Below are 13098 nucleotides of genomic sequence, written 5' to 3'. Positions count from 1 at the left end.
GGTGGTTTATCAACAAACGATTCTTCTTCTCTCTTTTCCTTATTTTACGAACAATTTTGCCATTGCATTCGTAGCTTACCTGCAAAATGTGCATGGAATGTGTACAGTAATCTCCTCTAAATAGTGTACCTTTGTGAACAACAACGAATATAGGGCTGCCTATGAGATACCTTTTATTTGCTTTTTCCTTCTTTTTAGTAACTTCTGTGCTGTGCCAGTCGTGCAAGGAGGAAGTCACTTCTGCACGTTCCATGCTCGTGGCAGCAGATTCCATGATGTGGAGCAATCCCGACAGTGCTTTGCTGGTGTTGGAACAGATACCGGATTCCCGCGAGTTGCGGGGAGAAGAACGCGCCTTGTATGCGTTGCTGCTGACGCAAGCCCGATACAAGAGTTGTGTGCTGCTGGAGAACGATTCGCTGATACAGATAGCGGTAGACTATTACGAAGGAGGCGGAAAGCAGGAACGGCTGGCGCAAGCATATTTCTATTGGGGATGTGTCTATATGGAAAATAAAGAGTTTCCGAAGGCGATAAGCCTCTATCTGAAGTCGCTGGAACTGATGCCAAAGAAAGACTCTATATTCGTGGCGATGCTGTACAGCCATTTGGGGAACTGTTATAATGAGCAAGATTTACATTCTACGGCAAGGGAAATGTATCGGAAGGGATATAATTTATGTGCAGTGAAGGATTCTGCACGTTCTTTTTATGCATTAAGAGATATTGGAAATACCTTTTTGTTGGAATATCAATTGGATAGTGCGCTTTGTTACTATCAACAAGCTTTAAAAATTGCATCCTCGCTGCAAGACAATGAGTGTTTATCCCTTATTTATAAAAACATAGCGGGGCTTTATAATGAGTTGGGGCGGTATATGGAGGCAGAATCGGCTCTTTCAAAAGCTTTACCCTATTTGACCGTTGAGGAAGATTATACATCGGCTTGTTCTATAAAGGGGGATATTCTAAATTCCTTAAATCGGAATGATTCTGCTGTTTATTATTGGAAAATTGGAGCAAGGTCTTCTAATATATATGTAAAGACATCGTCTTATAATCATTTGTTTGAAGGATATAAAAAAATGAAGGATTGGGAAAATGCTACTGTATATGTTGACTCTTTCATTCTTTTCTATGACTCCATTCAAATGATGAATTATCGTGCAGAACTTGATGAACTGATGGATAATCATTTAATAGAACTTCATAAACGTGAATTGTCTGTCAGAAATCAACGGATAGTTGCAGGCTTGGCGGTTCTTTTTTTGTTATTCATGTTTGTATTGGTCATTGTTTATCTGTGGCGTGATGCCCGTAGGAAAAAGGAGTATATGGCTTTGCAGCAGCGCTTGATGGAAAACCGTGCGGAGGTGATGCTTTTGAATGAAATTCCTGAATCAGCTTCTAATACGAAAGTAGCAGAATTACACAAATTGGAGGAGGAACGATTCAGTATCTGTGTTTCTATATTTAGAACCACCGAGGGAAGTAGAAAACTTGATGAATTGAAGAAAGCAACTGCTAAAATGCAGGTTTCGATTGCAGATGCTTATAGGCAAGTGATGGTGAGTGATATAAGAAAGACTTTTGCCGATGTCATGAAAGATTTGAAGGAACACTATCCCGGTTTGACTAATGATGATTTGCTTTATTGTATATTGTCTTTGCTCCGTTGTTCCAAATTTATTGTTTTATGTATACTGGATGTCTCTTCGGACGCTATAAAAACGAGAAAGAGCCGTATCAAGAATAAAATTGATGAAGAACTGTTCAATCGTATGTTTGACTATTGATAAATAGCGTATTATGATGGATTTGTTACTTCTGTTACATTGCTCTGTTACCACTGTTACCTCTTTTTTGTAGGCTTTCTTATAAAAGATTAAGTTATTTGCAGTATTAAACTTTTAATAACTTAATTAATAATGAGAACAAGAAAACTACTATTGTGTCTATTTGCATTTACTTGTATGAATATAAATGCAATGTCTCAGAAACGACCGAAAAAGATAGATCTTGAAAAAATTGTAGCTTCTTCTACTACAAATAGTAAAGGAACACGTTCTGCTATCTTAGAGGCTTCTGCATTATTCGATTCTAATTCAGAATCAATTATGATAACTTCTCAGAATGGCTTTGCTGATGTCAAGGTTTCAGTTACCAACCTTTTTACTAATGAAACCATCTTTTCTGATTCATACTCTACTTTTGAGATAATACTAAATTTAGCAGGCTTATTAAATGAAGGAGAAGAGTATCGCTTAGAAATTACTATCGGAGATACCGTTTTATACGGGGATTTTATTTACTAACATTATATTTAAGAAAAAATGAAGAAACATTTGCTGTTCGCCTTTTTAGGTGCGCTGGCTTGTTACTCATGCAGTAACAGCTACGATTTGTTGGAAAATGATGCGGAGCTTGCTAAAGCTGCTGAAGATTATGAGCTATCAACCAGAGCAATTAATGAGGAGGGGATACGGCAAAAATTGAGACTGTAGCCGATGAACAAGTTATTCAGGCTTTGATGGATGAGTACGAGCAGGAATTAATGAATAGACAGTCTGTTGCTAAAGAAAGAGTAATGAGAACTGCTTACACTGGAACTACTGATGTAGTAGGGGTGTTCAAAGTAGAGTCATGTGGGACTTATAAAGAACTGACACTTTATCTTGATGCAGAAGATACAAGACAGAATTCTAAGATTGAAGGTTATGTAGGAGATACGTTTGTAGATAATAATGGCAATGTCCGTTTCAAATTCTGCTTGACGGAAGCAACTCAATATTATCCTGGAGGAGTTTTTCTTGTTGACCATATAAATTACAGTCAGTTTGGTGGTACAATGGATATACTTGTTCGTTATCATGATTGTGATGATAAGCATACTGATAATAAAATAATTGATAGCACACATCCTGAATACCAAAGAATTGATCAGCTTGGAGGGTATACTGTCGTGAATTCTAATGCAGCATTAGCCTGGGCTTACCCTCCTTATCCTCGCAATCAATGGGGCTATATTCCTGGAGTTGGTCCTCGAAATTCTATTAAGTATGGAGTTTTAGCTTATGCCTATACTATTGAGGACTTAGGCATGATTTATGTTGATGACGAAGATTCCAGCAATAAAAACTGGCTTAAATCCTATAAGGGATATACATACAAAGATAAATTGTCTGGTGACCAAGGCATGTATGGAATTAATGCTACAGACAACACAAGATATTATGTTTTATTAAACACAAACAAAGGTTTTGCATTGAATAATATATTCCATCCTAATTTTGGAACCCCTATACCAAGACCGTAATAATATGAAATATCAAATATTTTGCTGTTTACTTCTTTTATGCTCTTGTTCCAACTGGGACAAGAGCATTGTGGCAGAAGTGAATGGACATAAAGTTTATTCTTCCGAGCTGTCTCAATTAACTACCCAAGAGACTTTTGATTTGCTTAATACGGCTTATGAGATAAAGATGAAGGCTTTGGAAGACTTGATTAAACAAAAGTTGATAGAGCAAGAAGCCACCGTTGCAGGAAAAACTTTCGAGACTTTTTTGAATGACTATATAGAAAAGGTGATGAGCATTAAAGAAGACAGCCTGCTTGCGGTGTATGGTTCTGTAAATGAGCGAATTCTCCATTCAAGGGAGAGATTAAACAAGATTTCTTCAGAAAGTATTGAAGGAACTATTTCTGTGAAGAATGATATTCGTGCAGCTATCATTCAGCATTTGGCAGATTCATTGTATAATAAGGCGCAAGTTAAAAGATACCTTTATCCTCCTAAACAGCCCAAATGTGTTGTTGGTGATTTGAACGTGCGCTATAGGGGCAATCTGAATGCTGCTACAACTTTCATTGTTGCTTCCGACTTTGACTGCAAACGTTGTGTTGATTTTGAAAAGACATTGAGGCGGATTTATGATAAATACAAGGAGCGGGTAAAGTTTGGATTCATCAATTTTGCTGATGAGCCTACCCTTGCATCCTTATCGTGCGAGGCTGCTTCCAGGTATGGTAAATTCTGGGAGTTCCACGATGCTATTTTTGAACACGAAGCTTTGGTAGATTCATCTTTTATTTTTAATATAGCCACAAATTTGGGTTTAGACTTAGAAGCATATAAACAAGAGTTGTTGTCTGCTCCAAATTATGATAAGGTAAACCATGCTATCAATAAGTTGATGGAACGGGGGCTTTTTGCCACTCCTACCATTATCATTAATGACAGACTAGTATACATCACAAATTCGTATGAGGAACTGACTAGACTCTTAGACCAAGAATTACAAAACAGATAAACTCTGATGCCGATGGTAAGATACCTTATAATTACATTTCTGGCCGGCCTTTCTCTCCTGCTTGCAAGTTGTGAGGAAGTGTTTGATGTCAATATCCCCGATTCTATGCTTGAGGGAATTGTATTTAATGGAGTAATTACAAACGAAAATCCCCCTTATTTCTTTCTTTTGAGGGAACCGGCATTGATGTCGGCTGAAGATTATGCCTATGAGGGTATAGAAGATGCTGTGATGATTGTTACGGACCTTACTGAAGGTATCAGAGATACTATGCAGGTGCTTTATCCGTATGGTGATTACGGTGGAGTGTTTTATGATTTTTATGATTATCATTTAAAGAAGAATACTCGCGAAAGAGTGAACCTCATGTATGATAATGGTTCTGGCAGGGGTATGTATGTCACTACCAAAATTTATGGCATAGAAGGTCATTCTTATCAATTGGATATTTATCACGATGGTAAGCATTATCAGTCCGATGTCCAGAAGATGGAGCCTGCACTTGTCATTACTGATTTGAAGCTGAAATATTTCGACTTTAATGAAAAAGGAGGCAGGTGGGCGCCATGTATAAGTTTCACTAATCCGTCTGAGGTAGATAACTATTATTTGTTCCGGTTATATTCGCGTACTTACAAGCATTTTTCTTTTTCGCGCCCTCACTCTTTGTTGGGCTCCAATACCTTTTGGGAGTATTCTATCTTGAGCGATGAGTATCTTGAAGAGAATGTGGTTGATTTTCTGATTGACGACGGAGAAAATCCTCTGGGTTATCCTCCGGGTTGGGATTATCCCATGGGAGATTCTGTATATGTATGGGCTCAGACCATATCCAAGAGTTGTTATGACGTTTTCGACCAGATGATACGCCAGTTCCGGTCGGATGGTGGCGCTTATACACCTGCACCGTCATCGGTGGGCAGCAATATAAGCGGCGGGGCGTATGGCTGCTTCCGTGTGAGTGCGGTTTCCGAAAAAGGTATTGCAACGGGGGAAAGATGATGCGTTCTTTTTTGTAATCGTAAGAAGATAAAATTAATGAAACTGTTGCTGATTTATTTCTGTATTTTGTTTTTGAGTTGTCAGGCAGTGGTTGCTCAAAAGGCCGTTGTACGAGGATGTGTGACGGATGCCAAAACGGGTGAGATTCTTTCGGATGCCAATGTGCTGGAACGAAGGTCGGGAACGGGGATGGCAACCAATGCTTACGGACTTTATTCCATATCACTTCCCAAAAGGGAATGTATATTGCAATGTTCCATGTTGGGGTATGTTACTTGGAGAGATACCTTGACTTTATCAGGAAATACGGTGGTGAATATCGCATTGACTCCCGATGATTATTGGCTGAAAGGTATCGAGATAGTGGGAAGCCGCAAGCATAGCGGACAATTTGCTTTGGAAGCAAAGGAAATACAAGCATTGCCATCTGTGGGAGGGGAACCGGATTTGATGAAGTCATTGCAGTTTCTGCCCGGAGTGCAGAGTGGCAATGAAGGGACAAACAATATTTCTGTACGGGGTAGTAACCAATGGGGAAATCTGGTCTTGCTGGATGAGGCTGTAGTTTATAACCCCAGTCATGTATTGTCCTTCTTTTCGGTGTTCAACAACGATGCCATCCGTGAGGTGAACTTGTACAAATCGTTCTTCCCGCTGAAGTATGGCGGTCGTTCTTCATCCGTCATAGACGTGCGTATGCGCGAAGGTAACAGCAAGGAACGTGAACGGAGTGCCAGCTTGGGGCTGATAGCCTCGAAAGTGTTGTTGGAGGGACCTTTGAAGAAGAAAGAGGGGTCTTATCTGGTTTCCGGCCGGTTTGGATATCCGGGTGTAGTAGCCGGACTGTTGGGAAGTAACCTGACGTCGAAACCGCAGATGTGGTTTTATGATGTCAATGCCAAAGTGAACAGAACGCTGGATGCTCGAAATCGTATGTTCTTTTCCTTGTATAGCGGAGGCGACCATACCGTGTTCAACAAGCTGGTGAAAGGCTATGGGATGGATTGGGGAAATGCTACGGCTACGATACGTTGGAATCATATACTGAATGATAAGACAAATGTGAATACAAGCGCTGTCTTCAGCAACTATTATTATAAGTACAAATCGTTGTCGGACGGATTGAGATATGTGTGGAAGTCGAACATGCAGTCGTATCAGTTGAAGTCGGATTGGGAGAGGTATCAGAACAATCTGCTGACCTTGAAGGGAGGGGTGAACCTGCATTATTTCACTACGATGCCCGGTGAGGTGGGCAAGTCCGGTAAGGATTCTAACATCACTCCTTCGGAAATGTCGCGCAAGAGTTTGTGGGATGCGGCATTGTATGCCGAGGCAAATTATAAATTCCTGCCCCGTTTTCTTCTGAATGCCGGGGTTAGGCTGTCCGTATTGCATGCACCGGCCTCTACCTATTATGCAGCCAAGACATTTGTGATGCCCGAACCCCGTGCCGAACTCTCTTTTATTCCGAATGCCTCGCACCGGTTTTCCGCATCGTATACACAGGCGGCACAGAGCATACACATGCTTACCACCTCTTCAGTAGGTATCCCCTCGGACATGTGGATGCCTGCCAATGCACTGTTGAAGCCCTCCGTCATGCGCCAACTGGCATTGGGATATGAATACAATTTCCCTGATAAGGAATATACATTGTCACTGGAGGCATATATGCGCCGAACAAACCATGTGGTAGATTATAGGAAAAATGCCGATATTTTTCAGAACGACCGGATAGAGGATGAAGTCGAAACCGGTTCTGCCAGAGGGTGTGGATTGGAATTCTATTTGTCAAAGAATAAAGGAGCCGTGACCGGATGGATTAGTTATACTCTCTCGCGTGCGCGTAACCGTATAGGAGGAGAGGAGTACCGACCGGTGTACGACCGTCCCCATAACCTGAAATTGTTCGTAAACTGGGAAATGAACAGACATTGGTCTCTGTCTTCCACTTTCTCCTATGCATCGGGGATGAATCTTACGCTTCCCGTTGGAAAGTATGAATCGGAACATGTACTGGTCTATATTTATTCTGACCGGAATGGTTATCGTGCCTCGGCTTTCCACCAGTTGGACTTTTCGGCAACGTGGCGTATCAGGCAAGACCGTAGCTTGAGCCTTTCCATCATCAATGCTTATAGCCGGAAAAATGTGTTCTCTATTTATGCAGGGAGGCAGGGGCACTTTTCTGTAGGAAACGGGCGTATCTATAAACTGTATCTTTATGGCATCGTCCCTTCGCTGACCTATTCTTTCAAGTTTTGAGATAACTCTTATTTTTTTCCTCCACCGGCAGTACAAACACGAACCTTGCCCCCTCCTTGTACTCCTTGTCCAGCAGCACTTTCCCTTTCAGTCGTTCGGCGATGAGGCGGCAGATATTGAGTCCCAGGCCGGTGCCTTGCTCGAAGTTGTCGGCCTTTTCAAAGCGTTCGAAGATGGTTTCCGAGTATTCCGGGGGAATGCCGGTACCGGTATCGGTGACGGAGAAGGTGACGTATCCGGGATGCTCTGTGAGGGAGCAGTGCAGGCGGATTTCGCCTTGTGTGGTGTGTTTCTCGGCATTGGTAAGGAAGTTGATGAGTATCTGGCACACACGTTGCCCGTCGGTGCTCAGTTCGTAGCAGTCGTCCACTTCGGAGGTGTAGTAGAGCTTCACGCCTTCGGGCGTGCGGTGTTCAACGGTGGTTATGGCTTCCCGGCAGAGTTTGTTGCAACTGTGCGGCGCTATCTTCATGGTGTATCTGTTGCTTTCCAACTCGGCTGCGCTGAGGATGTCCTCCACCAGTGTGAGGAGGAGGTCGGAATTGTGCTGTATGAGATGGCAGAAATCCTGCCTTTCCTCTTGGGAAAGGTTCGTGTCGGGGGAAGTGATGAGTTGTGAGAAGCCCACGATAGAGTTGAGCGGTGTCCGTATTTCGTGACTCATGTTCTGCAGGAAGATGCTCTTTGCCTTGTTGGCTGCTTCGGCTTGGTCGCGCGCTTCGGAAAGTTCCTCGTTCTTGTGGCATAGTTCGAGGTTGACTTTACGTTTGCGGTGGAGGTAGAGCATTAGGAAAAGCAGAGATAACAGTAAAAAGCCGGTGACAATGCTGAAAAGAGTGATGCGGTAGCGCGAGGTGGCCTGTATGTTTTCTATTTTCAGGCGTTCGGCGCCTATCTGGGTGTTCAGTTCGGCGATGTCCGACAGTTGCAGCAGATTGTTTGTCGAATCCAACTGCTGGTAATATTTTTTCAGATATTTGATGGCATTGGGATAGTCTTTGGCGCATTCGTAAATGTAGGCATGTTGTTGCAAGCCTTTCTCGGACAATTGGTCAGCGTGGGTATGGGCCTGCTCATACTGTTTGTCCAGTATGTTCTTGCTGATGTGGGCTATCAGTAGGGAAACGTTGGCAGAGAGCTTGCAGCGGTCTGCCATTTGTACGGCTTCTTTATAACAGTCGTTGAATTCATCTATACGTTTCTGCTTGAACAGTATCAAGCATTTCTCTATCATGGCTTGGGCTATGTTCCGTTCTGTTTTAGCGCTCTTCAAGGCTTTTTCGCAATAGTCCAGTGCGGTGGCGTAATCTTTTTGGGTGTTACGGTAATATTCGGCAAGGTTTGAGTATAGTTGGCTGGGATCCTGGTCGGGCATATTCTTCAGCATATAGTCCAAGGCTTCCTGATAGTATTGGGCGGAGAGGTCGAAGTTTCCGCGTGATTTGTAGATATGGCCCATGGTTCGGATACAGCTGAAGATACCGTAAGGGTATCTGTCGGCAAAAGCTTGCTTTTTCATTTTTTCCGCTTTCTGCAAGGCGAGCAATGAGCGTTGTTGGTTCAGGAAGTAGATGATTTCGCTGCTCCAAGCGTGATAATAATATTGCAGATAGTTATTGGCACGTGAAATCTCTTTCAGGTCAGTGGATGCCTTTTCTATTTTGCTATCATCTTTTTGGGATATATAGAACTGCAGGGGGATGATGTATGCCAGGCATTGTGCTTTTTTGTCACCGAGCTTCAGAGCCTGTTGATACAAAGTGTCGGCCACCAGCAGCCCCTCCTGCTGGCGTGCCTGCTTGGAAGCCCGCTGGTAGATGGGGTAGAGTGCATCGTCTATCTTGTAGGGATTGTTCTGTGCTGCGGAAGGTAGGGACACCCATACTGAAAGCACTAGAAAACATAACCTTGAAAGAATGCACTCCCTCTTTGTTCTATTGGATGGAATAAGCATGTTTTTTCCGGATACTTATTATTATGCCTATGGCATCGCAAAAATAAGATAAAAGAATAAATTACAAGTTTTTTATTTGCATAATTTCTCTATTTACTTGTTAAATAGTTCTTGTCAGGAGTGTTCTTACGAAATTTCCGGTGATAATGCCGCCCTCTACATCATCATATTCTTCCTTATTGAGAACTTCACGATGGCCATCGCTTCGACCTTCAGGACACGGCAGGTTCGGGCGGCAACGACGGCGACCAGGGCGAAAATCCTTTGGGATAAAATTATTTACGATTTGACGATGTACGATTGGAGTTAGTACTGCTAAATAGCCGCGCCTGTGTAGGCATTTATGATACGAGGAGTAATCCCAATCGTACATCGTCAAATCGTAAATCTCTTAATCATTAACTCTTAATCCCTATTCATCATTCATGCGAAAAATCAACAACATCGTGGTGCATTGCAGCGCCACGCGGGAGGGCCATGCGCTCACTCCCGAAGCTTTGGAGGCAGAGCACCGCCGTCGCGGCTTCCGCACGACGGGCTATCACTACTATATCCGGCGCGACGGCACTGTGCTCGGGGCCCGCTCTCTGGAACTGCGGCCACAACAAGCATTCCGTCGGCATCTGCTACGAGGGTGGACTGGATGCCATGGGGAATCCGAAAGATACCCGCACCCCGGAGCAGCGTTCGGCACTCCGGCTGCTGGTACACCAGCTGCTGAAGCAGTTCCGGAATGCCCGTGTCTGCGGCCACCGCGACCTGAGTCCGGATTTGGACGGGGACGGAACGGTGCAGCCACGGGAGTGGGTGAAGCAGTGCCCGTGCTTCGAGGTTAGTAAAGAACTTTAATCCCCCCCTAGGACTCCCTGAAGGGGGAGGGGGATACTCCTGAAGATTGAGCGCGCGCAGGATTGGCGGGAGTATTCTCCTTCCCCTTTAGGGGAACGAGGGGTCTAAAAACACAGAACATCATGAAAATAAGTAAAGAAACTTGGAAAGACATCTTGAAAATTGTGGGTACTATCATCGCTACCATAGCCAGTGTGCTGGGGGTGCAGGCGATGCCGCTCTGATTTTCCGGATGACAACTACCCCGCTTACAGCTTGGTATACAAAGCTACCAAGCGGGGCAGTTTTATGAAAAAAAACAGAAAGCATTCGTTCAAGTTTCGCAAGTCCTCTGTTGAAAGTCAATTATTGGACTTACGAAACTTAAGACTTTTACTCATCAGGAAATACAAAAAAACATGAAGCGAACAATTTATATCCTATTTTGCTGCCTATGGTGTGCAATTGCCACGTTTGCGCAGTCAGACAATATTCTTATCTCTAATGTGACTCCACCTTCCCCTCATGCACAAAGCATGTTGAAGGCAGGACATTTTCCGGTGTCCGGCTATACAGGGGTACCGGATATTACCATCCCCCTCTATACCGTCCAGTTGAAAGATTTTTCCTTTCCCGTCTCTCTTTCCTACAATGCCTCGGGCATCAAGGTAAATGAGGAGGCCACTCGGGTAGGGCTGGGCTGGACATTGAATGCCGGCGGAGTTGTGACCCATACCGTGAGAGGACGTTATCAGGACTTCTGCGAGTGGGGCTATTTCAATGACTCCCCGGATAACCAGCTCCAGGACATTGCGGGCATCTATCATATCGACACTTATCTTACGCAGGGAGCCGGCACTTCCTTGCCGTTCGCTCTACCCCAAGGTATGACCCATGAAATGCTGTACAGAGCTTTGACGAGCGATACTTATGCCAGTTGTGTCGGTACGGAACTGGCTCCTGATGTCTTCCACTATCACTTCTTGGGATATTCGGGAAAGTTCATATTTTCTCACTCGGGCCACATAGTGAAGGAAAGAGAAGACAATGTGCGGATTACGCCTCTTACGGAAAACGATGCTATGGGCCATCCCAAACTGGCCGGCTGGGTCATGACCACCCCCGATGGCACTGAATACCGTTTTGAACAGACTGAACAGACGTTTTTCACAGACCGTCCGCGTGCAGAAAGCTATTCCAGTGCTTTCTACCTGACGCGGATAAAGACAACGGCCGGAGCAGTGGTTACATTCGGCTATAAAACCAGGAATTTCCATTTGGCTTCTTTTGCCAATATTCAGGACAGTCGGATGGAACAATATATCACCGCGGATATGGCTTATTACAAGGTGCCCTATCTGGATAGAATCAGTTATCCCGGTGGCAGCATTAGTTTTGAGTATGCCACAGACCGGTTGGACTACAGTCCGGAAGTGCGCTTGTCGGCTGTTCGCATCAACGACGCTGCAGGCAACAATCTGAGCAAGTGGGAGTTGATTCAGGGATATTTTGTTTCCAATGCCAACATTGGCTTCGATGTGCCTACCCTTGACGAACTGAATCGCAGGCTGCCTAACAGCGCTTATTACAACTCCACATGGAACAACAAGATGTTTACGAAAGATTGGAATACCAAAAGACTGAAACTGACCGGACTCAAACATACGGCAAGCAATGTGGCTTCACCGGAAGTCTATTCCTTTTCCTACAACGAAGCCGCTCTACCCACCAAGTTGTCGGAAGCTCGTGATCATTGGGGATATTATAATGGTGCGGCCAACAAAAGTCTGATTCCTGCCTATTGCTGTAACAGCAATCAAAAGTCTGATTCGGTCATTTTGGAATATGGAGGCAGTGCCGATCGCGAACCCACTCCGGCATTCGCACAAGCATTCCAGTTGAGGCGGGTGACATATCCGACGGGGGGAACGGCGGAATTCACCTATGAATCGAATGTATACAAGACAAATGATTTTGAACAAGACCCCTATAAAAAAGATTTGATGTACCGCGTACAAGAGGTGGTATTGTCTGCCAGCCAGCGCCACAAATACGACAGCTACGGCAATCCTCTGTATGTCTCTGCCGATGGAACCGGAAACATGGTTTTCCTATGGAGCTACCAAGGCATGTACCCGGTGGCAAAAATCGTGAATGCCACGTATGAAGAGGTAAAGGCAGCCCTGGGCACCGCTCCCGAATCACTGTCCTCCTCTTCCAGTCCCGATACGGCACTGATAGACGGACTGAGGACGAAATTGGGCAAGGCGCATGTCACCACCTATACCTATAAACCCCAGGTGGGGTTGCTGACAGAAACTTCTCCGGCAGGAACAACCACTTACTACGGATACGACAACTTCGGCCGCCTGTCAGAAGTCTGGATGCTGGAAGGACCGTCCAGAAAAGTGCTTCAATCCTATGAATATAATTATGTCAATCCCTAAAACAACATGGCTATGAGTAAGATTTTAAGATATATACTATTGATATTCGCTTTGGGCATCTCTTTGGAAATGCAGTCTCAAAGCTCCGGTCCGGCAACGGTCTCGTTCAGCAAGGACAAGAATTATGTGGCTACGCTCACTCCCCGCAACGGGGTTTCCTCCGTGGCTTGCAACAACGGGACAATCAGCAATTACGAAAGCGGCAACGTGCAGGTTTCCATCCGTTACATGGATGGATTGGGACGTCCGGCGCAGCAGGTGGAATACCGCACTTAGCCTGCGGGAA

12 protein-coding genes and 1 pseudogene are annotated in these 13098 nt (G+C 44.4%); 12 read left to right on the top strand and 1 reads right to left on the bottom strand.

Annotation, left to right across the window (positions count from 1 at the left end; translation table 11 throughout):
- The first annotated feature begins 161 nt into the window (after nt 1–161).
- The 7 genes from ITJ87_RS03765 to ITJ87_RS03740 all read left to right on the top strand — a co-directional run bounded on the left by ITJ87_RS03765 (nt 162) and on the right by ITJ87_RS03740 (nt 7583).
- Nucleotides 162–1796, top strand: coding sequence for a tetratricopeptide repeat protein (locus ITJ87_RS03765; RefSeq protein ID WP_117965037.1), 1635 nt, complete (start codon nt 162–164; stop codon nt 1794–1796).
- Between the two features lie 132 nt (nt 1797–1928).
- Entirely contained in the window at nt 1929–2315 is a 387-nt protein-coding gene (locus ITJ87_RS03760) for a DUF3244 domain-containing protein (RefSeq protein ID WP_117599955.1), read from the top strand.
- Between the two features lie 18 nt (nt 2316–2333).
- Nucleotides 2334–2504, top strand: coding sequence for a hypothetical protein (locus ITJ87_RS18580; RefSeq protein ID WP_227204127.1), 171 nt, complete (start codon nt 2334–2336; stop codon nt 2502–2504).
- 26 nt (nt 2505–2530) lie between these two features.
- Complete coding sequence (locus ITJ87_RS03755; protein ID WP_227187013.1) at nt 2531–3316, top strand: hypothetical protein; 786 nt, start codon at nt 2531–2533, stop codon at nt 3314–3316.
- Between the two features lie 4 nt (nt 3317–3320).
- Nucleotides 3321–4313: a thioredoxin domain-containing protein gene (locus ITJ87_RS03750; RefSeq protein WP_117599973.1), complete on the top strand. Its 993-nt coding sequence runs from the start codon at nt 3321–3323 to the stop codon at nt 4311–4313.
- Between the two features lie 12 nt (nt 4314–4325).
- Nucleotides 4326–5315: a DUF4249 family protein gene (locus ITJ87_RS03745; RefSeq protein ID WP_117599956.1), complete on the top strand. Its 990-nt coding sequence runs from the start codon at nt 4326–4328 to the stop codon at nt 5313–5315.
- Between the two features lie 36 nt (nt 5316–5351).
- Nucleotides 5352–7583 (top strand): TonB-dependent receptor domain-containing protein, encoded by a 2232-nt coding sequence (locus tag ITJ87_RS03740; RefSeq protein ID WP_196096312.1) that lies wholly within the window; start codon nt 5352–5354, stop codon nt 7581–7583.
- Here the strand turns inward: ITJ87_RS03740 and ITJ87_RS03735 are convergent.
- A complete protein-coding gene (locus ITJ87_RS03735) occupies nt 7573–9537 on the bottom strand; it encodes an ATP-binding protein (protein ID WP_117974391.1) in 1965 nt (654 codons plus the stop codon). The two genes, ITJ87_RS03740 and ITJ87_RS03735, sit on opposite strands and share 11 nt — an antisense overlap.
- A gap of 97 nt (nt 9538–9634) precedes the next feature.
- Between ITJ87_RS03735 and ITJ87_RS03730 the strand changes: the two genes are divergently transcribed.
- The 5 genes and pseudogenes from ITJ87_RS03730 to ITJ87_RS03710 all read left to right on the top strand — a co-directional run bounded on the left by ITJ87_RS03730 (nt 9635) and on the right by ITJ87_RS03710 (nt 13088).
- A complete protein-coding gene (locus tag ITJ87_RS03730; RefSeq protein ID WP_171030469.1) occupies nt 9635–9847 on the top strand; it encodes a hypothetical protein in 213 nt (70 codons plus the stop codon).
- 115 nt (nt 9848–9962) lie between these two features.
- Nucleotides 9963–10386: pseudogene (locus tag ITJ87_RS03725) on the top strand (N-acetylmuramoyl-L-alanine amidase).
- 122 nt (nt 10387–10508) lie between these two features.
- On the top strand, nt 10509–10610 hold the full coding sequence (locus tag ITJ87_RS03720; protein ID WP_005825315.1) for a smalltalk protein: 102 nt from the start codon (nt 10509–10511) through the stop codon (nt 10608–10610).
- Between the two features lie 174 nt (nt 10611–10784).
- On the top strand, nt 10785–12812 hold the full coding sequence (locus tag ITJ87_RS03715) for a hypothetical protein (RefSeq protein ID WP_117965032.1): 2028 nt from the start codon (nt 10785–10787) through the stop codon (nt 12810–12812).
- A 12-nt stretch (nt 12813–12824) separates the two neighbouring features.
- Entirely contained in the window at nt 12825–13088 is a 264-nt protein-coding gene (locus tag ITJ87_RS03710) for a hypothetical protein (protein WP_117965030.1), read from the top strand.
- Nucleotides 13089–13098 lie beyond the last annotated feature (10 nt).

Source organism: Bacteroides sp. HF-162 (genome assembly GCF_015679285.1).
Taxonomy (GTDB): Bacteria; Bacteroidota; Bacteroidia; order Bacteroidales; family Bacteroidaceae; genus Bacteroides; species Bacteroides uniformis.
Note: the sequence above shows the minus strand (reverse complement) of the source record. Positions and strands in the feature narration are given on the sequence as shown.